The organism is Bradyrhizobium liaoningense (assembly GCF_018130955.1).
Lineage (GTDB): Bacteria > Pseudomonadota > Alphaproteobacteria > Rhizobiales > Xanthobacteraceae > Bradyrhizobium > Bradyrhizobium liaoningense_C.
In genome coordinates this window covers 19769-45807 of sequence record NZ_JAFCJM010000030.1, presented here as the reverse complement: position 1 = coordinate 45807, position 26039 = coordinate 19769, and the positions used below count along the sequence as shown (strand labels likewise).

19 protein-coding genes are annotated in these 26039 nt (G+C 65.4%); 10 read left to right on the top strand and 9 right to left on the bottom strand.

The window, feature by feature from the left end:
- The 3 genes from pdhA to JQ632_RS23310 are packed head-to-tail and all read left to right on the top strand — an operon-like array spanning position 1 to position 3193.
- Positions 1-1101 (top strand): pyruvate dehydrogenase (acetyl-transferring) E1 component subunit alpha, encoded by a 1101-nt coding sequence (pdhA, locus tag JQ632_RS23320; protein WP_212404926.1) that lies wholly within the window; start codon positions 1-3, stop codon positions 1099-1101.
- A complete protein-coding gene (locus JQ632_RS23315) occupies positions 1094-2074 on the top strand; it encodes an alpha-ketoacid dehydrogenase subunit beta (RefSeq protein WP_212404925.1) in 981 nt (326 codons plus the stop codon). Before pdhA ends, JQ632_RS23315 begins: the two co-directional genes overlap by 8 nt.
- A gap of 18 nt (positions 2075-2092) precedes the next feature.
- The gene (locus JQ632_RS23310; RefSeq protein ID WP_212404924.1) at positions 2093-3193 is read left to right on the top strand and encodes a dihydrolipoamide acetyltransferase family protein; all 1101 of its coding nucleotides are present in this window, start codon (positions 2093-2095) and stop codon (positions 3191-3193) included.
- A gap of 56 nt (positions 3194-3249) precedes the next feature.
- Here JQ632_RS23310 and JQ632_RS23305 read toward each other — a convergent pair whose 3' ends face one another.
- The 5 genes from JQ632_RS23305 to JQ632_RS23285 all read right to left on the bottom strand — a co-directional run bounded on the left by JQ632_RS23305 (position 3250) and on the right by JQ632_RS23285 (position 10562).
- Complete coding sequence (locus tag JQ632_RS23305; protein WP_212404923.1) at positions 3250-4404, bottom strand: ABC transporter substrate-binding protein; 1155 nt, start codon at positions 4402-4404, stop codon at positions 3250-3252.
- 24 nt (positions 4405-4428) lie between these two features.
- Positions 4429-5277 carry an amidohydrolase gene (locus JQ632_RS23300; protein WP_212404922.1) on the bottom strand — a complete coding sequence of 283 codons (849 nt, stop codon included), beginning with the start codon at positions 5275-5277 and terminating at the stop codon, positions 4429-4431.
- A 25-nt stretch (positions 5278-5302) separates the two neighbouring features.
- Positions 5303-6145, bottom strand: coding sequence for a shikimate dehydrogenase (locus JQ632_RS23295; RefSeq protein WP_212404921.1), 843 nt, complete (start codon positions 6143-6145; stop codon positions 5303-5305).
- A gap of 167 nt (positions 6146-6312) precedes the next feature.
- Entirely contained in the window at positions 6313-7104 is a 792-nt protein-coding gene (locus JQ632_RS23290) for a protein-L-isoaspartate O-methyltransferase (RefSeq protein ID WP_212404920.1), read from the bottom strand.
- The gene (locus tag JQ632_RS23285; protein ID WP_212404919.1) at positions 7101-10562 is read right to left on the bottom strand and encodes an AAA family ATPase; all 3462 of its coding nucleotides are present in this window, start codon (positions 10560-10562) and stop codon (positions 7101-7103) included. The genes JQ632_RS23290 and JQ632_RS23285 overlap by 4 nt, the downstream gene beginning before the upstream one ends.
- Positions 10563-10701: 139 nt before the next feature.
- Between JQ632_RS23285 and JQ632_RS23280 the strand changes: the two genes are divergently transcribed.
- The 4 genes from JQ632_RS23280 to JQ632_RS23265 all read left to right on the top strand — a co-directional run bounded on the left by JQ632_RS23280 (position 10702) and on the right by JQ632_RS23265 (position 19355).
- Entirely contained in the window at positions 10702-17157 is a 6456-nt protein-coding gene (locus JQ632_RS23280) for an amino acid adenylation domain-containing protein (protein ID WP_409363512.1), read from the top strand.
- Positions 17158-17281: 124 nt separating this feature from the next.
- Positions 17282-17449: a hypothetical protein gene (locus JQ632_RS23275; RefSeq protein WP_212404917.1), complete on the top strand. Its 168-nt coding sequence runs from the start codon at positions 17282-17284 to the stop codon at positions 17447-17449.
- A 191-nt stretch (positions 17450-17640) separates the two neighbouring features.
- Positions 17641-18378, top strand: a complete 738-nt coding sequence (locus JQ632_RS23270; protein WP_212404916.1) for a 4'-phosphopantetheinyl transferase superfamily protein — start codon at positions 17641-17643, stop codon at positions 18376-18378.
- The gene (locus JQ632_RS23265) at positions 18375-19355 is read left to right on the top strand and encodes an LLM class flavin-dependent oxidoreductase (protein ID WP_212404915.1); all 981 of its coding nucleotides are present in this window, start codon (positions 18375-18377) and stop codon (positions 19353-19355) included. Before JQ632_RS23270 ends, JQ632_RS23265 begins: the two co-directional genes overlap by 4 nt.
- A gap of 19 nt (positions 19356-19374) precedes the next feature.
- Here the strand turns inward: JQ632_RS23265 and JQ632_RS23260 are convergent, their stop codons facing one another.
- From JQ632_RS23260 to JQ632_RS23250, 3 genes are all read right to left on the bottom strand, one after another.
- A complete protein-coding gene (locus JQ632_RS23260) occupies positions 19375-20400 on the bottom strand; it encodes a histone deacetylase family protein (protein WP_212404914.1) in 1026 nt (341 codons plus the stop codon).
- 129 nt (positions 20401-20529) lie between these two features.
- Entirely contained in the window at positions 20530-21534 is a 1005-nt protein-coding gene (locus tag JQ632_RS23255; protein WP_212404913.1) for an SMP-30/gluconolactonase/LRE family protein, read from the bottom strand.
- On the bottom strand, positions 21491-23500 hold the full coding sequence (locus tag JQ632_RS23250) for a sorbosone dehydrogenase family protein (protein ID WP_212404912.1): 2010 nt from the start codon (positions 23498-23500) through the stop codon (positions 21491-21493). The genes JQ632_RS23255 and JQ632_RS23250 overlap by 44 nt, the downstream gene beginning before the upstream one ends.
- Positions 23501-23791: 291 nt before the next feature.
- Here JQ632_RS23250 and JQ632_RS23245 point away from each other — a divergent pair, with 291 nt between their 5' ends.
- The 3 genes from JQ632_RS23245 to JQ632_RS23235 all read left to right on the top strand — a co-directional run bounded on the left by JQ632_RS23245 (position 23792) and on the right by JQ632_RS23235 (position 25216).
- Positions 23792-24025 (top strand): DUF6894 family protein, encoded by a 234-nt coding sequence (locus JQ632_RS23245; RefSeq protein WP_140977511.1) that lies wholly within the window; start codon positions 23792-23794, stop codon positions 24023-24025.
- Positions 24026-24041: 16 nt separating this feature from the next.
- Entirely contained in the window at positions 24042-24203 is a 162-nt protein-coding gene (locus JQ632_RS23240; RefSeq protein ID WP_212404968.1) for a hypothetical protein, read from the top strand.
- Positions 24204-24400: 197 nt separating this feature from the next.
- Positions 24401-25216, top strand: a complete 816-nt coding sequence (locus JQ632_RS23235; RefSeq protein WP_212404911.1) for an arylamine N-acetyltransferase — start codon at positions 24401-24403, stop codon at positions 25214-25216.
- On the opposite strand, the gene JQ632_RS23230 is transcribed toward JQ632_RS23235, so the two are convergent.
- Positions 25213-25986 carry an enoyl-CoA hydratase-related protein gene (locus JQ632_RS23230; protein ID WP_212404910.1) on the bottom strand — a complete coding sequence of 258 codons (774 nt, stop codon included), beginning with the start codon at positions 25984-25986 and terminating at the stop codon, positions 25213-25215. The genes JQ632_RS23235 and JQ632_RS23230 overlap by 4 nt on opposite strands.
- Between the last annotated feature and the right edge of the window lie 53 nt (positions 25987-26039).

Below are 26039 nucleotides of genomic sequence, written 5' to 3'. Positions count from 1 at the left end.
GTGGCCAGCCGAAGGGTAAACCAGGATCTCCCCGTCATCGCGCGGTTCGAGGTGCGCCATCGCAACTACCTCGCGCCCGACGGGTCAATAGCCCGGCCGCTCCCCGCCTTCACTTCCGATGCCAAGCTCTTGATCGCACTCTACCGGTCCATGGTGTTCGTGCGCCTGTTTGACCGGAAGGCTGTTGCATTGCAGCGCACCGGCCGGCTCGGGACCTACGCCGTGTCCCTCGGCCAGGAGGCGGTCTCGGTCGGGATCGCCAGCGCGATGCGGGAGGAAGACGTGCTGCTGCCCTCCTATCGCGACAATGGCGCACTGCTCTGGCGCGGCGTCAAGCCCGAGGAGATCCTGCTGTTCTGGAGCGGGGACGAGCGGGGCAATCGCTTCTCCTCCGGACCGGCCCACGATTTTCCGTTCTGCGTTCCCGTTGGTTCTCAGGCGCCGCATGCCGCCGGTGTCGCCTATGCACTGAAGCTGCGCAAGGAGCCGCGTGTCGCCGTGTGCCTGTTCGGCGACGGCGCCACATCGAAGGGCGATGTCTATGAAGCGATGAATTTCGCCGGCGTGCACAAATTGCCTGCCGTCTTCATCGCCACCAACAATCAATGGGCCATATCAGTCCCGTTGCGGCTGCAGACCGCCTGCGAAACGCTGGCGCAGAAGGCGATCGCGGCAGGCTTCGCCGGAGAGCAGGTCGACGGGAGCGATGTCGTGGCAATGCACGCGGCGACCGAAGAAGCCATTGCCGCAGCGCGCGACGGCGAGGGCCCCCGCTTCATCGAGGCGGTCACTTACCGGCTCGGCGACCACACGACCTCAGATGACGCATCACGTTATCGATCGGTCGACGAAGTCCAGGCGCATTGGAAGGAAGAGCCGATCGCACGCCTGAGGGCCTATCTCGTCAGCCGGAAAATGTGGAGCAAGGCGGACGAAGAGCAACTGGCCGCCGAATGCCATGAGCGCGTCGAGCAGGCTGCCGAACGCTATCTGGCAACGGCGCCGCGCCGGCCGGAAACCATGTTCGATCACCTCTATGCCGAGCTGCCCGAGGCCTATGCATCGCAACGCCGCGAACTCGCGGGAGAGCACGATGCCTGAGGCAACATTGGTCGAAGCCATCAATCTGGCCCTCGGACGCGCGATGGAGGAGGATCCCGATGTCGTCGTGCTTGGCGAAGACGTTGGCATCAACGGAGGCGTCTTCCGTGTGACTGCAGGCCTGCAAAAGCGATTCGGCGCGGAGCGCGTCCTCGATACGCCGCTCGCCGAACTCCTGATCAGCGGACTCTGCGTCGGCATGGCCGCGCAAGGACTGAAACCGGTGGGCGAAATCCAATTCATGGGATTTATCTATCCCTGCCTGGATCAGCTCGTGAACCATGCTTCCCGGTTGCGCAACCGAACCCAGGGACGGCTCACCTGTCCGATGGTCCTGCGCACGCCACACGGGGCCGGCATTCGCGCACCCGAGCATCATTCCGAAAGCACCGAGGCGATGCTCGCCCATATTCCAGGCCTGCGCGTCGTCATCCCTTCGTCGCCGGCACGCGCCTATGGACTTCTCCTCGCCGCGATCCGCGATCCCGATCCGGTGGTGTTTCTGGAACCGACACGCCTGTACCGTGCGGCCAAGGGCGAGGTGGAGGACAATGGCGAATCGATGCCGCTCGATCGGGCCTTCGTGATGCGGGCGGGCCGCGACATCACGCTGGTCAGTTGGGGCGCGATGCTGAAGGAAACCACGGCCGCGGCTGACACGCTCGCTTCCGATGGGATCGCAGCGGAAGTCATCGATCTCGCAACCCTCAAGCCCTACGACGAAAGCACACTGCTCGGTTCGATCGCAAAGACCGGCCGTTGCGTCATCGTGCATGAAGCGGCGCGCACCAGCGGATTCGGAGCCGAGATCGCCGCTGATATCGCCGAGCGCAGCCTGCCTTCGCTGCTTGCACCCGTGACCCGCGTCACCGGCTATGACACCGTTATCCCGATGGCGCGCCTCGAGCAATATTATATGCCTTCGGTCGAGCGCATCGCGACCGCGGCCCGCAAGGTCTGCCAGTTCAGCTAGTGTTACCGGAAATGAGCCATGCGCCAGTTCACGCTGCCGGATCTTGGCGAAGGTCTTGAGGAGGCGGAGATCGTCAGCTGGTATGTCAGCGAAGGCGATCACGTCGTCACCGATCAGCCGCTCGTCTCCGTCGAGACCGACAAGGCGGTCGTCGAGATACCATCGCCGTCGAGTGGGCGTATCGCACATCTGTTCGGTACGAAGGGAGATATCGTGAAGGTCGGCGCGCCATTGGTCGAGTTTGCAGAGGGCGCCGAACAGGATACCGGCACAATCGTCGGCGAGCTCGCCGGTGGCGAAACCGAAGCCGCCCCAGCATTCCCTTCCGCGCAACGAGCTACGCAACAGCCTCAGGCGTTTCCAGCGGTGCGAGCGCTTGCGCAAAAGCTCGGCGTCGCTCTCGAGCTCGTCGAGGGCACGGGCCCCGCCGGCATCATCACGCGCGCAGACGTCGAGCGCGCTGCGCGGGGCAAGTCCCTGACAGGGCCCGCCGAACCCCTGCGCGGGATGCGGCGGGCGATGGCGCAACGCATGGCCCAATCCCATGCCGAAATCGTCCCTGCTTCAGTGACCGATGAGGCCGACATCGATGATTGGCCAACGGGAGAGGATGTGACGATCCGACTGACACGGGCAATTGCAGCTGCCTGCAAGGCCGAGCCCGCTCTCAATGCCTGGTATCATTCCGGCACGGGAGAACGGCGATTGATCGAGCGCATCGACCTCGGCATCGCCGTCGACACCGAGGGCGGCCTCATCGTTCCCGTGCTGCGCGACGTCGCGGCACGCGAGGTCTCGGACTTGCGGGCCGGACTGGACCGCCTGCGGGCGGATGCAATCGCGCGGTCGATCCCCCCGGAAGAGCTGCGCGGCGCCACCATTACGCTGTCGAATTTCGGAATGATCGGCGGCCGCTTCGCCAATCTGATCATCGTGCCGCCGCAGACGGCCATCGTCGGTGCCGGCCGGATTTACCAAGCGGTGGTCGCGCACCGCGGCCAGCCCGCGGTGCGACGCGTCCTGCCGCTGTCATTGACCTTTGACCATCGCGTCGTGACGGGCGGCGAAGCCGCACGCTTCCTGGTCGCGCTCAAGTCGGATCTTGAACGGTTTTCGTGAACCAGTGCGCGAGCTCATTCTCGACATGGCCAGCCGCACCCAGACCGTGCTCCCGCTCACTCCGTCTTCGCCGCCTTCAGCTTCGGCAGCATCTCGACGATCTTCTGCTTGCCGTCGACGATCTCGGCCAGAAAGCTGGCGCGGTCGATGTCGCCGTTCTGGTCCCAGCTTGCTTCCATCAGCATGCCAGGGGCCTTGTCCAGCATCAGCGTCAGGCCCTTCATCGTTGCACCGAAAGCCTTGCGGTCGAACTTGCCGAGCTTTTCGGTGACGTATTTGACGAGATAGACGGCGGTGTAGCCCTTGATGCCGTTGTGATCGGGCCAGTATTTGTAGCGCGCGGAAAACTTCTTCGCGAACTCCTGGATCGCCGGCACGGGTGCATCGGCGCTGAGCCCGACATGGCCGCGCACGCCGTTGGCCGCGGGGCCGGCGAGATCGACCACTTTCTGGCTGAGCAGCGTGGTCTCGCCGAACAACGGCGTCGACAACCCCTGCCGCTTCGCCTCGATCAGGAAGCGGGCGCTCTCCTCTTCATTGGTATAGACGAAGACGGCATCGGCCTTGGCGCCCTTCAGCTTGATGATGTCGGAGCCAAAATCGACCTGGCCCTGCTCGGTAGAGATGTCAGCCGCGATGTCGATGCCGCGCGCCTTCATCTCCTTCAAGAAGTTGTCGTGGCCCCCCTTGCCGAAATCGTTGTTGACCCAAACCAGCGCAACCGTCTTCACCTTGAGCTTGTCGTGGAGATAGCTGGCGATTTTCGGCATCGAGAATTGCTGGCCGAACGCGGTGCGGAACACCCAGGGATTGCCCTGCGTGGTGATGTCCGCGGCTTCTGCGCCGACGATCTGCGGCACCTCGGCGGCTTGTGTCAGCGCCATGTTGACCTTGACCGAACCGGAATAGATCGGGCCGAGGACGACGTAGGGCTCCTTGTCCAGGACCTTTTGCACCTGCGCGCGCGAGATGCCGGGATTGCTCTGGGTGTCGAGATGCTCGCTCTCGATCTTGCGGCCCAAAATGCCGCCGGCGGCGTTGATCTCGTCGATTGCAAGCACGACGCCGTCGCGCCAGTTGGTGCCGGAGACAGCGCCGGGGCCGGAGAGTTCGACGACGTCGGGGATGTAGACCGTGGTCTGCGCCTGCGCGAGCCCGGTCCACAGCGATGCGACGACGGCCGCGCCGATCAAGTAACGAGACTGCCTCATGACGTACTCCCTCCCTGGTATTTCTTATCTTGATTGATCGGCGTCGCTCGAAAAGCCGAGCAGTCGCGCCGGCGTCCGCCACAAGAGCCGGTGCTGATCGTCCGGATCCGGAAACAGCCGGCTCAGCACCGTGAGCAGCGGCCCGTAATCGAGCCGTTCGGGTGCGCGCAGGAACGGATAATCCGAGCCCCAGACGCAGCGATCGAGCGTGAAGGCCTCGACCAGCGCTGCGATGAAAGGCCAGGCGTCCTCGTAGGGGTAGGCCCGCTGCGAGAACTTGTAGTAGCCGGACAGCTTGACATGGGCATCGCGTTCTCGGCCGAGTGCGAGCAACGTCTGAAACGCCTTGCCCGCCACGCCCTGCGTGACCTGCGGCCGGCCGCAATGATCGATCACGAGGCGCACGCGGGATGCCTCGATTAGCGGCAGCAGCGCGAGCAACTGGTCGTTCTCGACCTGGATCTGCAGGAACAGGCCGAGGCTTTCGAGCTTGTCGAGAAGGCCAGCAGTGCGGCGATAATAGTCGGCGCCGTGGAATGGCACGTTGTAGGCGACGCCGATGACACCGGCCGCGTTGAGCCGCTCCAGCTCCCTGATATCGACGTCGTTATCTACGACCGCGACGCCCTTGAATCGGCCTCCTCCCTGCTCGAGCGTGTCGAGCAGGATGCGGCTGTCGCTGCCATAGCTGGTGTTGGTCGCAACGATCAGCGCGTGCCTGACGTCGAAGGCATCGAACACGCGCAGGAGCTGCGCGGCAGGCGCGATCTCCTGTCCGCTCGGACGATAGGGCGTGTCGTCGGCATAGGGAAAGCGAACAGGATCGATGGCGTGGATATGGCAATCGATTTTTGGGCACGCCGGCAGGGTCATGGTCGCTAGCTCCCCGACTGAGGCCTCAGAACGTCGCCTTGATCGCCGTGATGAGCTCGGGCGTCACATCGGGCATAACGCCAAACCAGGCCTTGAACGCGATCCGCGCCTGGTTCAGCAGCAGGCCGAGCCCGTTCACGGTCATGCATCCCCGCGCACGCGCCTCGGCCAGGAACGGCGTTTCGAGCGGCGTGTAGATGAGATCCGCAACCAGCGTTGCCGAATTCAGCCGCGACAGATCGATGTCGAGCGCGGGTTTGCCTACCATGCCGCGGTCCGTGCAGTTCACCACCAGCGCCTTGTCAGAAAGCGCCGCCGCGCGATCTGCCCAGTCGACGGTGCTGACGGCGGCACCGAATTCCTTGGCTAGCGCCTCGGCCTTCTCGGCCGTGCGGTTGGCGATCATGATCCGCGAGGCGCCGTTTTCCAGAAGCGCCACGACCACCGCACGCGAGGCGCCGCCGGCCCCTAACAGCAGGATCGGCCCCTCGTCCGCGCGCCAATCCGCTTTCGCGTCGCGCAGGCTCTGGACGAATCCATTGCCGTCATTGTTGAAGCCGGACAGCGTGCCGTCCTCCTCGACCACGATGGTGTTGACCGCACCGATGCGGCGCGCAGTGTCGTTGACGCGATGGAGGAGCGACATCGCCATCTGCTTGTGCGGCATGGTGACGTTGCAGCCGCGAAAGCCGAGCGCGGCGAGACCGGGCAACGCCTCCTTCAAGCGCTCCGGTGCAACCGCGAGCGGAACGTAGACGCCGCGGATGCCGTGTGCGTTCAGCCAGAAATTATGAATCGTCGGCGAGCGCGAATGAGCGACGGGCATTCCGATGATGCCGGCCAGGCCGAATCCATTTGCACGCGACATGCAGCGATCCCATCCTCAGAGCGTTCTTGGTCAACTGTCCAAGACTCTTAGTGGCAATGGTTTCGGCACGCAATCAGAATCTCACAATGAAGGAACTCACTTCACATTATGAGATGGATGCCCGCGCCCCAGACAACGCGGTCATTCCCCGCGAAAGCGCCGCTTCTTCAATCCGACGGCAGCCCCTGCTCGAGCCTGCGGAAGCGCAGCGGCGCGAGCGCGGAGGCGCGCTCCCACCAATCCGCGACTCGGTCGTCGAGCGCGGTTGCGCCGCGGCCCTGGCCGGGAAATATCCGGATCTGCCTGACGGCGTCGGCCTCGAAACCTTTGCCCCGGCGCACGATCTTCATCACGGTGCCTTCGCGGTCGCGCTGCGTCAGCGGCACCAGGAGGCGTCCCTTCGGGCGCAGCGCGTCGAGCCAGAGCGGATGCGGATGCGAGAAGCCGGCATGGACGATGATCGCGTCGGCGGGTCCGCCGATGTCGCCGACGCCGTCGCCGTTGATGACCTCGACATTGCCATAGGCCTGAAGATTGGCGGTCGCGCGCTTTGCGAGCTTGTCGTCGCATTCGATCGCGATGACCTTGCCCTTCGGCCCGACCATTTCTGACAGCACGGCGGAGAAATAACCGAGCCCGCAGCCGACCTGCACCACGCGCTGCTTCACACCGATGTCGAGGACGTCGATGAAATGCGCCCACAGGCTCGGCAATCCAGTGTCGAGCTTGCGGCGCGCGTCGATCGCCACCAGCACGTCGTCATAGAGATGGATCGGGTCGGCGTCCGGCGTGAGACGATAGTTCCGGGCCGTCTCGCGCTTGATCCGCCACGGGCCCTTGGCGAGAAAGATTTCCCGCGGGACCGCCGCCAGCGCTGCGAGCAGACGCGACGAAGAAATCCGCTCGCGCTTGCCGATCAGCTCGGCATAGCGCTGACGCGCGACGGCCAGTTCGCTCATTTCACGGGATCGACGTGCTGGCCGGCCTCGACGTCGCGCAGCAACTGCGCGGCCTGCTTCAGGTCCGGCGTGAGGAAACCTTCGCTGAATTGGGCCACGACCGGCACCAGCAGGCCCGCCGCCTGCTCGCGTTTGCCGCCATCGCGCCACAGCCGCGCCAGGCTGATCGCGGTCCGGAGCTCCCAGCTCAGCGCGCTCTGCTTGCGGGCGATGTCGAGCGAGAGCTCGAACAAATCCTCGGCGTCGCGCAGCGAGGCCGTGCCGCCCTCGGCGAGCGTGATCTCGCCCTGCAAGCGATAGACTTCGGCGAGATAAGAGTGATCGCCCGTACGCCTCGCGACCGCAAGCGCGCCGTCGAGTGCGCGCAAGGCGGCATCGCGCAGGCCCGCCTTGGCATAGGCTTCCGCCAGCAGGCACTTGAACCAGCAGCCGGCGAGCCAGGAATCCATCGCCTCGTATTCGTCGAGCCCGAGCCGCATCTGGCTCAGCCCCTCGTCGATCTCGCCGAGCTGCGTCAGCGCCCAGCCGCGCAGAATCGCCGCCTGCTGCTTCCAGTGCAGGAAGTTGTGCTCGGAGGCGATGATCATGGCGCGGTTGGCATGGTCCCGGGTGCCTTCGACGTCGCGTAAGTGCTGGCAGAGATAGGCGCCGAACACGAGCGCGAAGGCGAGCGTGAAGGGATGGCGGATCTTCTCCGCATTGGCGATGGCCTGCTCGCTGTGCTGGCGCGCGGCATCCGGACGGCCGAGGAACCACAGGAGATAGCCGAGATAGGACAGCGACACGACGCCGGGATCGGTGCCGTGGCGCTCCATCAGATCGCTGTGCAGGTCGGGGCTGTAGAGATTGATGCAGCGATGCAGATGGTGCTGCGAGGCCGCAAAGCGGCCGCGATAGAGCATGGTCATCGCGATCGCGCGGTGCGCCTCGATCAGATAGCCGGTCTGCTGCGCCGGCAGCGCCCGCTCGTTCGACCGCTCGCGCTTGGCGAACTTCAACAGCTCGACGCTGAGATCATGCGCGCGGGTGAGATCGGCGCGGATGAAATGGCAGACCCAGAGGCCGCGCGTCGCCGCAAAAGTCTTCTCCTCGTCGTCGAGCTGGTGGCCGAGCTCGAGCGCACGGATGTAGTTCTCCTCGACCTCCTGGACCGCGTAGCCCTTGGCGGCGATCAGCGAATTGCCGAGCGCGACGCGCAGCTCGAGCTCCATCTCGTCGGCGCCCTGCATGCGGGCATTGGCCTGGACCACGCCGAGCCCGCGCCTGAGATGACCGATCGCCTCCAGATTGGCACCGGCGCGGGCGGCATGCTTGCCGGCCTTGAGCCAGAAGCTCGCGGCCGGTTCGCTCTGGCCGGACTCGGTCAGATGATGGGCGAGCAGCTCGGGCTCGCGCTCGGTCTTCTCCGGATACATCTGCGCCAGCACCTGCGCGATCCGCGAATGCAGCTTGCGCCGCTCGCTGTGCAACAGGCTCGCATGCGCGGCATTCTGGATCATCACGTGCTTGAAGGAATAGAGCGCGTCGGGCGGATGGCCGCGGCGGATGATGAGGCCCGCCTCCTCCAGATGATTGAGCGCAGCCTCGATCTGGTCTGCCGGCGCGTCGGCGACGGTCTGCAGCGTCTCGTAGGAGAACTCGCGGCCGATGGTGGCGCCGATCTGCGCGATCTTCTTGAACGGACCCATGCGGTCGAGGCGCGCCATCAGCGAATCCGTCAGCGTGGCGGGGATCGCGAGCTGCCGCCACGGGCCCGACAGCACGTAGCGGCCGTGCCGTTCGGTCAACAGGTTGGATTCGAGCACGGTCTTGGTCAGTTCCTCCACGAACAGCGGCACGCCGTCGGTCTTGACGATGATCTCCTCGACGACCTCCTTGGGCAATTCGCGGCTGCCGGCGACGCGTTCAACGAGGGTGGCACGGAGCTGCCGGCTGAGGCGGTTCAGCATCAGTGTCGTGATGTGCGAATGCGCGTTCCAGCTCGGCTGGAATTCCGAGCGCGCCGTGATGATGACTAGGATCGGCTTGTTCTGGACTTTGTCGACGAGGAGGTCGATGACCTCCCGCGAGGTCGGGTCGATCCAGTGCAGATCCTCGAAGACGGCGACCAGCGGCTGGTCATTCGCAAGCCCGACAAGGTGATTGACCAGAGCGGAGACGGTCGCGTCCTTCTGCTGCTGCGGCGACAGTTCGAGCGGCTGGTAGCGGTCGCCGCTCGGGAGCGACAAGAGCGCTGCGAACAGCGGCGTCACCTGCTCGACCTCGACATTGGCCTGCGCGACCGCCGCTTCCAGGCTCGACAGCGACAGCGCGGACGCGTCCTCGCGATCGAGCCCGAGCGAGAATTTCAACTGTTCGATGAAGGGATAGAACGCGGTCGAGGTGTAGTAGGGCGAGCATTGGAACGAGACGTGCCCGTGACGATCGCCGCCGAGCCGCTCAAAAATCTCCTGGATGATGCGCGACTTCCCGATGCCGGGCTCGCCGAACAGCACGACGACCTGGCCGTCGCCGTCCTTGGCCTGCTGCCAGCGCGCCGTCAGGAGCGCGATCTCCTCCTCGCGATTGACGTGCGGCGTCAGCTTCGAGCCCATGGCCGCGGCAAAGCGGGTCTCGACCCGCGTCGCTCGCACCACGTGCCAGGCCTGTGCCTTCTCGGCAATCCCTTTCAGCGGATGGGCGCCGAGATTGCGGTAATCGAACTTCCCCTTCAACAGCGCCTGCGTCGACGAAGAGATGACGACGCCGTTCGGCGGTGCGAGGCCCTGCAGCCGCGCCGCGAGGTTCACGGTCTCTCCGACTGCGGAATCGCGCTCCTCGGTCCCGGGACCGACGAGGTCTCCGACCACGACGAGGCCGGTCGCAATCCCGATGCGCACCGCCGGCGCATGGCTGATCGCGCCGCGCGGCTCGATGGCGCGGGCGCTCGACAGCACCCGCACGATCTCGAGGCCGGCGCGCACCGCGCGCTCGGCGTCGTCCTCATGCGCGGTCGGATAGCCGAAATAGACCAAAATGCCATCGCCGACATAGCGGGCGGCAAAACCCTCATAGTGCTTGACCACCCGGACGCAGGTTTCGCGAAAGCTCGCGATCATGTCGCGCACGTCTTCGGGATCGAACTGGGCGGAGAGCCCGGTGGAATCGACCATGTCGCAGAACATGGTGGTGAGCTGCCGCCGTTCGGCGCCGACCTCAGGCCGCGGCTGGGCGTGCACCGGGGCAACCGGGAGCTCCGCCGCGGGGGCCTGAAACAGCGTCGCGATGCCGCGCTGCAGGCGTTTGCGATCGCCGAGCGGCAGGCCGAGCTCGACCAGATCGGCGTCGGTCAGGTCGGGAATGACGTCGAGATCGACGCGGTGCTCGGCGAAAAGTTCGGCATATTGGCCAAGACCGATGCTTTCGAGCCAATCCTTCAGGCTGCCTTCGGTCTTCGCCCTCGGCTCATTATCCAGCATGGTGATTCCGCCCGACTGCACTCCGTCGAAGGGGGTAAGCCCTCAACCACAGATTTTGAGGGCCAAGTGTTCACCTCGGACTGGACGCGTTCAATACAATTTTGGAAGAATACCTCAACCAAATCAAAAAGGCACGGCATTGTCTGACACAGCAAGCCCATCGCCGCAGGGATCGGCCGGTCAAACTGCCGGGACGGCCACTTTTGCGTGCATCGGGGAAATGCTGGAATTTCACGCCCGCACGACGCCACGCGCGCCCGCAATCCTGGCGCCCGGCCGGCCGCCGCTCGCCTATGCCGCATTGTCCGACCGCACGATGGCGGCGGTCCGGACCCTGCGCGGGCTCGGCATTGCCGCCGCCGACCGGGTCGCGGTGGCTTTGCCGCGCGGGGCCGATACCGCGTTGGCCCTGATCGCGGTCGCCGCCGCCGGTGCCTGCGTCCCCATCAACCCGGATCTCACGGCCGACGAGCTGCAGCGCTATTTCAGCGACTTGAAGCTGAAGGCGCTCGTCACCCGCGCCGACATCAATTCCGCGAGCCGCGAAGCCGCCAAAGCGTTGGGCATCGCCGTGATCGATTTCGTCCCGGGGCCGGATGACGATCTCGCCGGTTATCTGCTCAACGGGCCGTCGATCGGCCCTTCCGTGAGCGGCGGTGCGGCGCGCGCCGAAGACGACGCGTTCATCCTGCTGACATCAGGCACTGCGGCGCGACCGAAGATGGTGCCGCTGACACAGGCAGCCGTGTGCCGATCCGCCCACAATGCTGGTCATGTGCTGTCGCTCGGACCGCGTGACCGTTTGCTGAACGTTCTGCCCCTGTTCCATGCCCACGGCCTGATCTCCGGCCTCCTGACTGCACTGGCGGCCGGATCAAGCGTGATCTGCACAGGCGGATTCGACGCGATCTCGTTCTTCGAGTGGATGAAGGCGTTGCAGCCGAGCTGGTACACGGCGGTGCCGACCATTCATCGCGCGCTACTGACGGCGGCCGAACAGGACCCGCAACGCGCGGAGCGATCGCCGTTCCGCATCATCCGCTCGGCCTCGTCCTCGCTCGCGCCCGCGATCCTCGAGGGGCTGGAAGCGATGTTCGGTGTCCCCGTCATCGAAACCTACGGCATGACGGAGGCGGCCTCGCAGATCGCGGCCAATCCGGTCGCGCGGCGCAAGGTCGGATCGGTCGGCCGCGCGGCGGGGCCCGCGATCGCGATCATGGATGCCAATGGGACTATGCTGCCGAGCGGCCAGCATGGCGAGATCACACTGCGCGGGCCGACGATGACCCGCGGTTACTATAATGACGAGGAGACGACCAGGGCCTCGTTCCGCGGCGACTGGTTTCGCACCGGCGATCTCGGCTATCTCGACGAGGACGGCTATCTCTTCATCGTCGGCCGCATCAAGGACGTCATCAACCGCGGCGGCCAGAAGATATCGCCGCTGGAAGTGGAAGAGGTCCTGCTCGCCCATCCCGACGTGCTGGAGGCCGGCGTGTTCGCCGTTCCGCACAAGAAGCTCGGTGAGAACGTCGCCGCCGTCGTGGTGCTGCGGCCGGAGGCCAAGGCGACGTCGGAAGCCTTGCGGCAGTTCGCGCGAAAACGGCTGGCCGCCTACAAGGTGCCGAGCCTCGTTCGCGCCGTGGCCGCGCTCCCCAAGGGCGCCAGCGGCAAGGTCAAGCGCAATGCGCTGGCCGAGCTGATCGCCGCGTCTCCTGCGCACGAGGACGAGGACGAGCCGCTGCCACGCTCGGCGCTCGAGAGCCAGCTTGCCGAGCTGTGGGCACAGTTGCTGGAGCTGCCGCAGGTCGGGATCGACCAGGACGTGTTTGCGCTTGGCGCGGATTCGCTCGCGGCGACGCAGATGCGGTCGCGGCTGCGCGAGCGGTTCAATGTCGATTTCTCCTTCGAGGACATTTTTGACTGCCCGACCGTCGCCGCCCTCGCCGCGCGTGTGGAGATGGCAGCACATCGCGGCGATGCCGCAGCTCCGGAATGGCGTCGCGCCGATGCGACGGAAGCGCCGCTGTCGTTCCAGCAGCAGCGCATGTACGTGCTCTCGCGGCTCGACAAGACCCGCTACAATTATAATGTGGTCGAGGTCGCGCTGCTCTCGGGCCAGCTCGACGTCGAGGCGCTTCGGGCCAGCGTCTCCGCGGTCTGCGCGCGCCACGACGTCCTGCGCTCGACCTTCACCGAGCGTCACGGCGAGCCCGTGCAGCGCCTGCGCCGGATGACGCCGCGCTTCGAACGGATCAAGCTCAGGCCGGCACCAGCGGACAAGGGGCCCGCGATCGTCAGGCGCGAGGCGCAGAAGCTGGCGCAACACCGCTTCGACCTCGAACGCGAGCCGCCGCTGAAGGTGACGCTACTGGCCTTCGACAGCAACAATCACGCGCTGGTGGTCAACATCCACCACATCGTCACCGACGGCTGGTCGCAAAAGCTGTTCTGGGAGGAGCTCGCCGCGCACTATGCCGCAGCGCGTGGCACAGGCGCGGCCGCCCTGCCCGCGCAAAACTTCCACTACCGCGATTTTGCGCTCTGGCAGCAGCGCTGGGCGGAGACGCCGGCCGCAAAAGAGCAACTCGACTATTGGCGGCGCCAGCTCAGTGGGGTGACTACGCTGCCGCTGCACACCGACCGGCCGCGCCCGAAGGCATGGAGCGGCCAGGGCGCGCGGCATTACCTCGATTTCACCAAGGCGATGTCCGCTGTCATCCGCAAGCTGAGCCAGGACCAGGGCGTGACGCCCTTCATGACGCTGCTCACGGCGTTCCAGTGCCTGCTGTTCCGCCATACCGGGCATGAGGACGTCGCCACCGGCTCGCTGATCGCCAACCGCAACCAGATCGAGACCGAGCGTCTGATCGGGCTGTTCGCGAACACGCTGATCCTGCGCAACGATTTCTCCGGCGATCCGAGCTTCGGCGAGATGCTGCGACGGGTGCGGCAGGTCACGCTGGATGCCTATCGCAACCAGGACCTGCCGATCGAGGAGGTGCTGCGCGCGCTCCAGGTCGGGCGCAGCCGCGACGGCAATCCGCTGTTCCAGGTGATGTTCATCCTCCAGAACGCCTCGATCGAGGCCGCGCACTTTCTGGGCCTGTCGACGCGACGGCTGGAGATCGATCCGCTTGTTGCGCGCTTCGACATCACGCTGGAGCTGGTCGAGGCCGACGGACGCTTTTCGGGCTTCTTCGAATACGCGACCGATTTGTTCGACGCCGCGACGATGGCGCGGATGGCGGCGCAGTTCAAAACCCTGATCAAGGCCGCGATCGCCGATCCCGGCCAGCCGATCTCGCGCCTGCCGCTGTTGTCACCCGGCGAGCAGCGCCAGCTTCGGAGTGAAGGCAGTGGCGCGATCGCCGATTTCACCCGCCGCGGCAATTTTGCAGAGAGGTTCGCGCGGCAGGCTAGGCAAACGCCGGACGCGGTGGCGATGTCGGGCGCGGGCGTAGCCGTGACCTATCGCGAGCTGGCGCGACGCAGCCAGTCGATCGCGCGATGGCTCGCACAAGAGGGCGTCGGGGCCGAGGACGTCGTCGCGCTGCTCGCCGATCGCGGTCCGGGCCTGCTCGCCGCGATGATCGCCGTGCAGCAGGTCGGCGCGGCCTTCGTCAGCCTCGATCCAGACCAACCGCCGGGGCGGCTCGCGACCATCCTTGGTTCGAGCTGCGCCCGCGTGCTGCTGGCGTCGCGCGCGCGGACCACACTGCTCGACGAGCTCCTCGCGCCGCTGGCGACCCGCATCGAGGTGGCGACGCTCGACGAGCTCATCGAGGCCAAAGCGGGCAAGCCCGCCAAACCGGCGCGGCGCGCGTCGTCCAGTCTCGCCTACGTCATCTATACGTCCGGCTCGTCGGGGATGCCGAAGGGCGTGATGATCGAGCAGCGCGGCCTGTCAAATCATCTGGCGTCGCTGATCTCCGAACTCGGCCTCTCAGCCAAGGATGTCATTGCGCAAAGTGCGCCACAGAGCTTTGTCATCTCGGTCTGGCAGTTCTTGGCCGGTCCCATGGTCGGCGCCCGCATCCATGTCTGCGCCAACGAGACGGTGCAGGATCCGCTGCTCCTCGCCGCCGAGATCGAACGCGAAGGCATCACGGTCCTCGAGATCGTGCCCTCGCTGTTGCGCGTCGTGCTCGAGCGGATGAACGAGGCGCCGATCCGCCGCGCCTTTGCAAGACTGCGGCTCCTGATCTCGACCGGCGAGCCGCTCAGCGTCGATCTCTGCCGCGCCTGGTTCCGGCACTGCCCCAGGGTGCCGCTGATCAACGCCTATGGCGCCTCGGAATGCTCTGACGACGTCTCGCTGCATCGCCTGACATCGGCGCCTGACGCTGCGACCACCGTGCCGGTCGGCGCGCCGCTGCCCAATACCCAGCTCCACGTGCTCGATGCGCATTTGCAGGCGCAGCCGGTCGGCGTGGTCGGCGAGCTCTGCATCGGCGGCGCCGGCGTCGGCCGCGGCTATATCAACGATCCCGCCCAGACGCGGCAGCGTTTCCTGCCCGATCCGTTCGCGCGTCAGGCCGGTGCGCGGCTGTATCGGACCGGCGATCTCGCGCGCAGGCGTGCGGACGGAACCATCGAATGCCTCGGCCGCATCGACCACCAGGTCAAGGTCCGCGGCTATCGCATCGAGATCAAGGAGATCGAGCACGCGCTCGCCGATCATCCCGACGTGCGCGCCGGCATCGTCGAGCCGCGCCGCGACGGCAATGGCGACGTCAAGCTGATCGCTCACATCGTCGCCAAGGCCGGCAGCCGGATAAGCGCCAGCGCACTGCGCGACGCGCTGAAAGCACGGCTGCCCGGCCATGCCATCCCCTCGGCGTTCCTGTTTCGGGACGACGTTCCGCTCAATGCCCATGGCAAGATCGACCGTGCCGCGCTGCTCGCGCCGACGCAGATGGAGGCGGAGGCCGCCGAGGCCGCGGTGCCGGCGCGCCGCTTCACCGAGAAGGTGCTGTCCGACATCTGGATCGACCTGCTGAAGGTCGACCGCCTCGGCGTCACCGAAAACTTCTTCGATCTCGGCGGCCATTCGCTGCTGGCAGGCCAGGCCATGGCCCGCGTGGCGCGGGCGCTCGGCGTCTCGCTGCCGATCAAGACGATCTTCGAGGCACCGACGGTCGAGCAACTGGCGCGGCGAGTGGACGAGGCCCTGGCGACGCAGACGCAAAAGCCGCTGGCCGAAATCCCGCGCCTTGCCCAGAGCGGCCCGCCGCCGCTGTCGATCGCGCAGGCCGAGATGGTGACGTTGGAGCGGGACCTGCCCGGGCTGCCGTTGTTCAACCTGCCCTTCACCCTGCGCCTCCAGGGGCCGCTCGACGTCGCCGCGCTGAGGCGCGCGCTCGACGACGTCGTCGCCCGCCACGATTGCCTGCGGACCGCATTCGACTTTAGCGGCGATAGGCCCACGCTCCGGACGTCCGCCCCCAAAAAAATCGGCGAGCTCCTGATCGTCGAACCGATCGGGGGCGGCAGACGCACGACCGACAAGCGGCTAAAGGCCTTGCAACTGAAGAAGATCAAGCTTTTGGCCGAGCAGGATGCCTGGGAGCCGATCGACACCAGCCGCGCTCCCCTCTTGCGCGCGCGCCTGCTGCGGATGCAGGCCGACGACCACGTGCTGCTGCTGACGATCCATCACGCCGTCGCCGACGGTTGGTCGCTCGGTATCCTCTTTGACGAAATTTCCAGGCGATACGCCGCGCTGGTCGGCCGACCCGTGGAGCCCCTGCAAAAAGTTCCGCTGTCCTTTGCCGACGTCGCCCGCTGGGAGCGCTGGTGGTGCGGCACCGAGGCTGCGAAACGGCAGACTGCCGAGTGGACGGACGCCTTGCGCGGTGCCACGCCGGTCTTCGCTCCCAAAACCGATGGCGAAACGATACCAGCGGGCCTGGCGGCCGGTTACCACCCGCTGCGCCTGACCGGCGAGTTGATCGCCGGGCTCGGCGCGTTCGCGGGTAGCCGGAACGGCACACTGTTCATGGGTCTGATGACCGGATTGAAGGCCTTGCTCGCGTTGCGCACCGGCCGTCACGACATCTGCATCGCGACCGCCATGGCCAATCGCACGCTGCCCGACACCGATCGTGTAATCGGCCCGTTCGAGAATACCGTGATCGTCCGCACCCGGATCGAGCCGGAACTGTCCTTTGCGCAGGCCTTTGCCCGGGTGCGCGAGAGCGTACTGGAGGCCCATGCGCGGCAGGAACTGCCGTTCGAACTCTTGGCCGAGCGGCTGGAAGAGGCCGGCATCGATCCGGCAGCCCTGACCCAGGTCTACTTCACGCTGCAAAATCCGCTGCGTCGGCCGATCGATCTGCCCGATATTGCGGTGCGCTCGTTCGGCAACGTCGCGCGCGAAGGCCAGCCGGTGCTGCCGGTCGACGAGACCTGGCTGTCGCTCATGCTGAAGGAACGACCAACCGGGATCACCGGTTCGTGCAACTACAAGCGCGACCTGCTCGGCAGCGGAACGATCGGCGCATGGATGGACGACTTTTTCGCGCTCCTGGCGAGCGGAGCCGCGCAGCCCGACATCCCTCTCGCGCTTCTGCTCAAGCGCAAGGCCGCCTAGAGCCGATTACTCGCCGAAGCTGTGACTTCTCAAGTTACAGCTTGATTATTGGACGGACGCGCGCAAGAGTGCTGATGTGTTAAACTTGCCACCGCATATTTCATTTCAAACCGGGGGAATTATTATGGGTAAGCGCAGACCGCCCAAAGGACTGAACGATAAGGACAAGAAGGCGCTGCAAAAATTGCTGACCGCCGAGAGGAAGAAGCTGGCATCCGCGCTGAAGGACGTCGACGCCAGCCTCGCGGTGCTGAAGCCGAAGAAGAAGAAGGCGAAGAAGGGCAAGGGCTAGTCTGCCCACGCAAGGTCGTTCGGGTAATGACCGCTCGTATCTCTCGCGCGGGTCCGGACGGGACCCGTGCGAGAGCTGAGCGGTGTGTTGGCAAGAACCCAACCGGGTCGGTCGCCGCAGCGATCCGCCCGGTTGAATGTTTTGGCGCAGACGGGCACATCGTCTCGCGTCTCACACCGCTGATACGGCCGATGACAGCCGATACGCTCGACCTTTATGTGTGGCTGATCGAGGCCATCGACTCTGGCCCGGCGCGCGAGGCCTGTCGGGAGGTCATGTCGGCCGACGAACGGCAGCGCGCCGACCGGTTCGTGTTCGAACGGCACCGGCACCAATTCATCTACGCGCACGGGATGCTGCGGCTGGCCCTGTCCGAAGCCGCACCCGACGTTGCGCCCTCCGACTGGACATTTGCGACCGGCCCGCATGGCCGGCCCTTCATCGCGGCGCCCGCGCGCCCCAGAGCACTGTATTTCAACCTGTCCCACACCGAGGGCTGCGTCGCCTGCGTCGTATCGGGCCACGAGGCCGTCGGCGTCGACGTCGAGGAGCTCTCGCCGCGCCGTGCCCGGATGGAAACCGCGGAAGGCGTGTTTTCGCGCGACGAGATTGCCTCCCTGCAAGGTCTCCTGCCGGACGAATTCGTCCGCGGCTTTTTCGACTATTGGACGCTGAAGGAGGCTTATCTGAAGGCTCGCGGCGTCGGCCTGCACCTGCCGCTCGACCGCTTCTCGATGCAGATCTCCCCTGACGGCATCGGCGTCAGTTTCGATCCCGAAATCGACGACGATGCCGGGAAATGGCGCTTCACCCAGACTTCGCCGTCATCGCTCCATCGCCTTTCGATCGCCGACGGCTCGGGCGTCAGCGGCGGCCTTGCGATCAGAACGCGCGCGCTTCGCCATCCCTGGCAGGGGGCAAACGGATGACGACACCACGGCTTCGGATCTTTCCGGCGATTTCGCGCAACCGCGATCCCTCGAAATACATCGCCGAGCTGATGCGGGTCGCAGAGTTCGCCGACCGCAACGGTTTTGAGGGCATCTTGCTGTTCGAAGGCAACGACGTGTTCGTCGAGCCGTGGGCGATGGCCCAGCATATCATGGCGCAGACGGCGCGAAGCTCGCCTTTGATTGCGGTCAACCCGGTCTACATGCATCCGTTCACGGCGGCAAAATTCGTCTCCTCCTTTGCACAGCTCTACGGCCGCAAGGTCTATCTCAACATGATCACGGGAACGGCCGTGAGCGATCTGCAGGGGCTCGGCGACGACCAGTCCCACGGCGATCGCTACGTCCGCCTCGGCGAGTTCGTCGCGCTGGTGCGGCAGTTGCTGTCGAGCCCGCGGCCGGTCAATGTCCATGGCAGATTCTACACGGCCTCCAATCTTCAGCTCCGCCCGCGGCTCGCGACCGACCTGATGCCGGAATTCCTGATCGCCGGCCAATCGGAAGCGGCGCAGCGCGTGGCGAAGGAGACCGGCTGCATCAAAATGCAGATGCTGCCGCCCGATCTCGAGAACGGCTTCAACGCGCCAGGCATGAACTTCGGGATCTTTGCGCGCGAGGGACGCGACGAGGCGCGGCGGGCAGCCGTGCAGCGCTTTCGCGACGATCCGGACAATCGCGAGCTTCTGACCCTGACGATGGACAACACCGACTCGGTGTGGAAGCGAAAGCTCTACGAAGGCCAGACCGCCGAGCTTCACGACAACGGCTATTGGCTGCTTCCCTTCCTGATCTTCCAGGCCGACTGCCCCTATCTGGTCGGCAGCTATGCCGAGATCGGTGCGAAGCTGAAGAGCTTTGCCGGCAAGGGCCTGACGACGATCATGCTCGACATGGTGTCCGACGAGGCCGAGATGCAGCACGTTTGCAAGGCGCTCGCGGCGAGCGGGATGTTTTGAAACACCAGGCCGGTTTGCCTCAGCGCGCCTCCTCGAAGCCCGCCAGCACCGACGTGAGATTCTGCCCGAGAATATCTGAGAGGTAGCCGCCCTCCTGCACCAGCACGGTGGGGAGACCGATGCGCGCGAGCGCCTGGCCGATGCGGCGGAAGCCGGGCGTCGTCACCGCAAGTCCCTTGAGCGGATCGTGCTCGGAGGCATCGAGGCCGAGCGCCACCACCAGCGCCGTCGGCGCGAATGCGTCGATCGCCTTCTTCGCCAGATCCATCGCCTGCATGTAGCCGTCGTCGTCCGTCCCGATCGGCAGCGGAATGTTGAGATTGGTGCCGAGGCCCGCGCCAGCGCCGCGTTCGTGGGCGTAACCCCACACGAACGGATAATAGGCGACGGGATCGGCGTGGATCGACACGGTGAAGACGTCGGGGCGTTCGTAGAAGATACCTTGTGTACCGTTGCCGTGATGGACGTCGACGTCGAGGATCGCGACGCGCTCGTGCCTGGTGCGCAGATGTGCCGCCGCGATCGCGCTGTTGTTGAGGAAGCAGAAGCCGCCGGCCATGTCACGATAGGCGTGATGACCGGGCGGACGGCACAAAGCATAGACGGCGCTCTCGCCGTCCATGACGAGTTGCGCCGCCGTCGTTGCGACGTCGGTCGCCGCGCAGGCCGCTGCCCACGTGCCCGGTCCGATCGGGGCCGCCGTGTCGGCGGTGTGCCAGCCGAGTTTGCCGACGATATGGGTCGGATAGGTCGCTGCGTTCCGAACGGGATGGATGTTGCCGATCATCTCGGGACCGGAATCGCCGAGCGCGGTCCAGGCATCCCAGGCCTCGGCGAGAAAGGAAAGGTATTCCGGACTGTGGACGCGCGCCCGCGGTCCCCCGCCGAACTTGGTCGGCTCGATCAGCTGGTGCTTGCCCGCCTTGAGACCTGACAGCAGCCGGTCCGCTCGCTCGGGCTGCTCAGTGGTGCGCTTGACGACGCCGCGCACCAGGAAGAATTGCGGATCGTGGCTGCGGTGCAGTTCGGTATGGACGGCTTTCACGGAGAGCTCCGACGTGGATCATAACTTGGCAGGGACCAGCCAATGTCTTGATCCTCGCGGCCCCCCGATGCAAGCAAGAAGAATGCCGCACCCGACGCGCCTGCCCTGCGTGGGCGACAGGCTTTTCGCTCAGCAACGCCCGCGCTGCAGGCAATGCTCGCGGCCTTCCTGATCGGTGCGGAAGGATTCGATGAAGCCGCCCTGGCGCTGCGTGATGAAGACGGTCTTGCCGTCCTTGCCCCCGAACGCGAGATTGGTCGGCTCCTTGGCCTTCAGGGCGATTTCCCGCTCGACCATGCCGTTCGGCCTCAGGAGCGCGATCGTGCCTTTGAGGATGCGCGCAACGAAGAGTCTGCCGCTGACGTCGGTGCGCAGGCCGTCGATGGTATTGGGCTCAAAGCTCTTGACGAGCTTTGCATCGACAAGCGCGTTGGCGCGGATAGTGTAGGACCAGACCTGGCCGCTCGAGGACTCCCCAACATAGAGCGTCTTGCCGTCGGGACTGAGGTCGATGCCGTTGGTGGTGCCCATGGCGCGCGGTGCCGCCATGATCTCGCCCTGCACCGAACCATCGGCCGCTTTCGCGATGCGCCAGATGTGGCCTTCCCGCCCCTTCCAGTTCGGGTCGCTCGCATAGATCGTGCCGTCGCGGGCAATGGTGATGTCGTTGGGCTGGCTCATCTGATCGGAGTGAAACCAGACCATGGGCTCGACACCGTCGCGTCCGATCGCAAAGATGTTGTGCTTCTTGTAGTCGGCAACGAACATCGTGCCTTCGCGGTCGAAGCGGATCGCATTGCCAACGCTGCCCTCGGGCAGATCGACGAAATGTTCGGACGCGGCCCCCGCCGCGGGCAGCCGGCCGATCGTGCCGGGCTTTGCGAAATTGACGACATAGAGATTGCCGGCGAGATCGGCGGCGGGGCCTTCAATGCCGAAGGTGTATTCGCCTGATGGCGTCACCTGCGCGCTCTCGAACAATCCTTGTTCAGCCCGCGTCGACGACGCCGCGATCGCGACAGATGACGCGGCGATCACAAGCGGTGACGCAGCGATCACAAGCGGTGACGCAGCGATCGCGACAAGGACACTACTGCACAGGCACCAGAAATTCCTGCCGGATGTAATAGCCATCGTCGTCCGTGCAGTCGCCATTGAGGAAGGTGTCGGCCGGCCGATAGAATCGGCTGAAGCCGGGTCTGTCTACAGCGTTCCTTTGTGTCACCACGACGACCTTGCTCGCCGGGATTTCGCCGCATTTTTTGTTGGTTCTGGAGAAGAAATCGCGGTCGGGCGGGCCGGGCTTGATGCGCATCCGCGTTCCCGGAACCATCTTTGCAACCAGCGTATCAGCGACATCGAGCAGCCCCTTATAGCCGGGCTCGGTCTTCGGCAGATTCTCGCCGCCGGGCGGCATCAGCTTTTCCGCGCCGATGCCGCGCAGGCGCGTGCGCAGCCGGCCGGACTCGGGATCGCCGGGATAGATCCAGCCATCCTGCGCCAGCATGAAGCGCAACGCAGCCTGGTCCTTGTCGGCGTCGGACTGACCCGGCTTGAGGCCAAAGTCCGAGTGACAGCCCATGCAATGCTTTTCGACGATGCCCTTGCGGATGCTCGTCAGCCGGTCGCGGTTTTGCGCGTCCCTGGCGACGAAGAGCGCCAACTGGTCGATCAGCGCGGGGCTGCGCGTGTCGCAGGGCAGCGGCACGGGCGGATCGCCGGCGGCGCGATCGATCCGGATCACGGTCTTGTTCTTGTCCTCGACGAGCCAGATCGCGCCGTCCTCCGCAACCGTCATGCCGACCGGGGCTCCTTGCGGACGCGCGCCGTTGACGCGGTGCCAGCCGGCGATCAGCTCGTCGAAGGGCGCGGCCGCAGCCTCTCCGGCGTCGGTCTGAAAACTGCGCGACGTCTGCGCGTCGCAACTGACGTGGTAGCGCACCGACGGCGGGCTCGGCTTGGGAAAGCCGCGCTCATCGACGTCGTAGATCAGGAGCCGGCTGCCGGTCGGGCGATAGCCGTGCAGGCCGACCAGCAGCTTGCCCTCGAGCTCGGGGAATTTGCCGCCGTGATAATAGAGCATGCCGAGCGGCGCGCCGTGCGGCGGCAGCAGCGAGAATGGCTGCTTGTAGAGCGGATTGGCGGTGCAGAGATTCTTGTAGACCCCGGATTGCAGCACGATGCGGAACTCAGGGCTTGGCGTCGTGAGATCGTAGCAATAGGGCCAGCCGTAATGCTTGCCCGGCTCGATGGCGTTGATCTCCTCGTTCGGCTTGAAGACATCGGGGAGATCGCGGCCGTTCTCGCCTTGCAGGAAGGCGTAGCCGGGATCAGGGAAATTCGGATGCAGCGCGAGCGCCATCGAGTTGCGCAGGCCGCGGGCATAGACCTCGTGCGGCGGATTCGGATCGTTCGGCTTCAGGGCGGGGAAGATGCCGCCGGCCGGCGGGGTGAACAGCCAGATCGACGCGAGCGCGGAAGCGCCTTCGGCCGCGGCACAGGGTTTTGTGATCGGCGCCGGCGTGATGCAATCGTCGCTGTGCGAGCCGACATTGACGAACAGGCGGCCGTTCCGATCGAAGACGAATTGCTTCATCGGATGGGCGCTCTCCTGGAGCTTCGTGCCGTCAGGCAGCGTGATGCGGACACCGGGCAGACGGCGGATGATGGTCTCGACCGTGCCGCGCGGATTGTCGGCCAGGGGATCGAACCTGAAGATCGTCTCCGCAGTGGACGCGTAAAGCTTCTTGTCCGGACCGATCGCAAGGCCAAAGGGATATTCGAGGCCGGTCAGGAGCTCCTTGAAGCGGCTGCCGGCGGCGGCGCGCGGATCAAGCAGCAAAAGCTTGCCGTCCATGTGACCCCAGCCGGCCATGTCGGCGACCACGAACAGCTCGCGGCCGGGGATCTGGACGATCGAGCGTGGAAACCTCAGATGGTCCTCCTCGCTCGCAACGAGGCCCGCGCAGAATCCCTGCTTCATGTCGATCTGGAGTCGGGGGAAGGCGAGATCGCCGCTGCCGCATGTTTCGGCGCCGATCGCATAGTCGCTCTTGCGCACGGGCTGCGCGGCCGCGGGCGATACCAGGCTCACGGCCATTGCAACCAAGACCAGCGCTAGGGAAAGCCGGCCGAGGCGATCACTGAGACCTGGATCACGGAAGAGTGTCGGACAATTCACGGCGGCCCCCAAATTCCCTTGCGAAACCGAGAGTTCCACGTCGCCGCGGCGCCGTCCAGCCGGGCTTCACCTGCCTGTGATAGAACCCCTCGCTCCGAGGACCCGACGGAACTTCCGTAGATTCCCTTACCGGGTTGGCCCGAATATTTTTCGAAGCCTCCGGATGGTATCGGTTCGGTGTGCCCGAATCGCTCTCTACAGGAGGCGGATATGGTCCAAGTGTTTTTCCATTGTTCCAATACTGAAGGCATGTTGATCGATCGCTACGGCGCAGCCGTATCGAACCTCACCGAGGCGCGCGACCGTGCCGCTCAGATCATGCAATCGATGATCCGCACGCCCGGCGCCGAGGACTGGCGCGACTGGGTGCTGCATGTCAGCGACGACGACGGCGAGGAAATTTTCGACCTCCCGTTCACGTCCATGCTTGGCAAGCCCCACTGAGGAGCCTGCAGTGCTGATGTCCCAACTCCGCCGGCACCTGAACGTCATCGTGGCCAAGTGGCACACGCTGATCAGGGTCGCCGGCGATCCCTACCGGCCCGAGCTCCATTACATGCGCGGCCCCGGCCCGAAATGGCACGCCAAGCGTCAAGCCTGCCTGCAGGCCGGCGCGCTCTAAAGCGCGTATCGCGCTTTCGCTCCTTGTTTGAGCACAATCTTTTCGGAAAACCGCTGCACACTTTTCCGGATCGTGCTCTAGGCAACGAGACCCAAATCAACTTCCGCTTCTCGCGGCGTCCTCGAAAGGCTATCTCCCTTCTGGAACGGGCGGCCTTCATCACCTTGCCGGCCGGCTGGCAGCAGGGGGAAGAGGCCATGTCGAATGAATTCCGGCTGGACGATTATCTGACCCGGATCGGCTATCGCGGTGTGCTGACGCCGGATCTGCTGACTCTCACGGCGCTCCATGCGGCGCATACCAATGCGATTCCGTTCGAAGGCATGAATCCGCTGCTGGGACGGCCGGTGCTGCTCGACCTGCCGTCGGTGCAGGCCAAGCTCGTCGACAGCAGGCGCGGCGGCTATTGCTTCGAGCAGAACGCGCTGTTCAGGGCTGCGCTCGAGAAGATCGGTTTTGCCGTCACCGGGCTTGCGGGACGCGTGCGCTGGATGGCGCCGCCCGAAAGCCCGCTGGGGCCAAAGACCCACATGCTGCTCAAGGTCGACCTTCCCGAAGGTCCCTATATCGCCGATGTCGGTTTCGGCGCCTGCCTGCTCGATGCGCCGCTCCGACTCGCAACCGATGTGGAGCAGCGGACCGCGATGGGCACGTTCCGCTTCGAGGACAGGGATGGCCGGTTCTGGCTCTATGTCAAACAGCCTTCCGGCTGGCGCACGATGTATGTCTTCGACCTCGTCCCGCAGATCCAGTCCGACTACGAGCTCAGCAGCTACTTTACGGCGACGAGCTCGGTCACACCCTTTACCAGCACGCTGATCCTGGAACGCGTCACGGCCGATGCCCGCTACAAGCTGGTCAACCGCCGCCTGATTGTCGAGGGCAGCGGAGGTGAGTTGCGAAGTGAGCGCGCGATCAACAGTGCCGACGAACTGCGCCAGGTGTTGCACGAGGTCTTCAACGTGCAGGCTCCGGTGCCGGTCGAGGAAGTGTTCGCCAGGATCGGAGGCTAACGCCCCGAAAACTGCGCCTTGCGCTTCTCGACGAAGGCGTTGCGGCCTTCGATTGCGTCGGCACTTTTCCGGACGACGGCCTGCGTCTCGATCTCGCGGCGGAATTGCTGCTCGTAGCCCGCGTGCTCGCTCTCCTCGATCAGCTCACGGGTCGCGACCAGGGCCCGGGTCGGTCCCAGTGCCAGGCGCTGCGCGAGCTTGAGCGCTTCTTCCATCAGGTTCGCATCGTCGACGACCTGCCGCACCAGGCCGATCGCGTGGGCGCGCTCGGCCGAAAGCGGCTCGTTGAACAGCATCAGCTCGAGCGCCCGCTGCCGCCCGATCAGCCGCGGCAACAGCCAGGTCGAGCCGAGATCGGGCACCAGGCCAATGCGGCTGAACACCTGGATGAAGCTTGCCGAGCGCGCCGCGACGATCATGTCGCCGGCCATGGCGAGGCTGAAGCCGCCGCCGGCCGCAACGCCGTTGACGGCGACCACGACAGGCACGCGGCATTCGCGCAGCGCCTTAAAGGTCGGCCAATAGAATCGCATCACGCCCGCCGCGATGTCTTCGCCGAGCGCCTCGGATGCTTTCAGATTCTGGCCGGAGCAGAAGCCGCGCCCCTCGCCTGTCAGCACCAGTGCACGAATCCCCTCGTCCGCCGTCATCTCGGCGATCGCCTTTGCGAGCGCGCCGAGCAGATCCGGCGTCATCGCGTTGAGGCTGTCCGGCTCGTTCAGCGTCAGGATGCCGACCGCCCCATCCCGCGCCTGTTTCACACCAGCCATGTTCGCTTCCCGTCAGGATGTTCTGGTTGGGAGCAATGTGCCATGCTCGACGA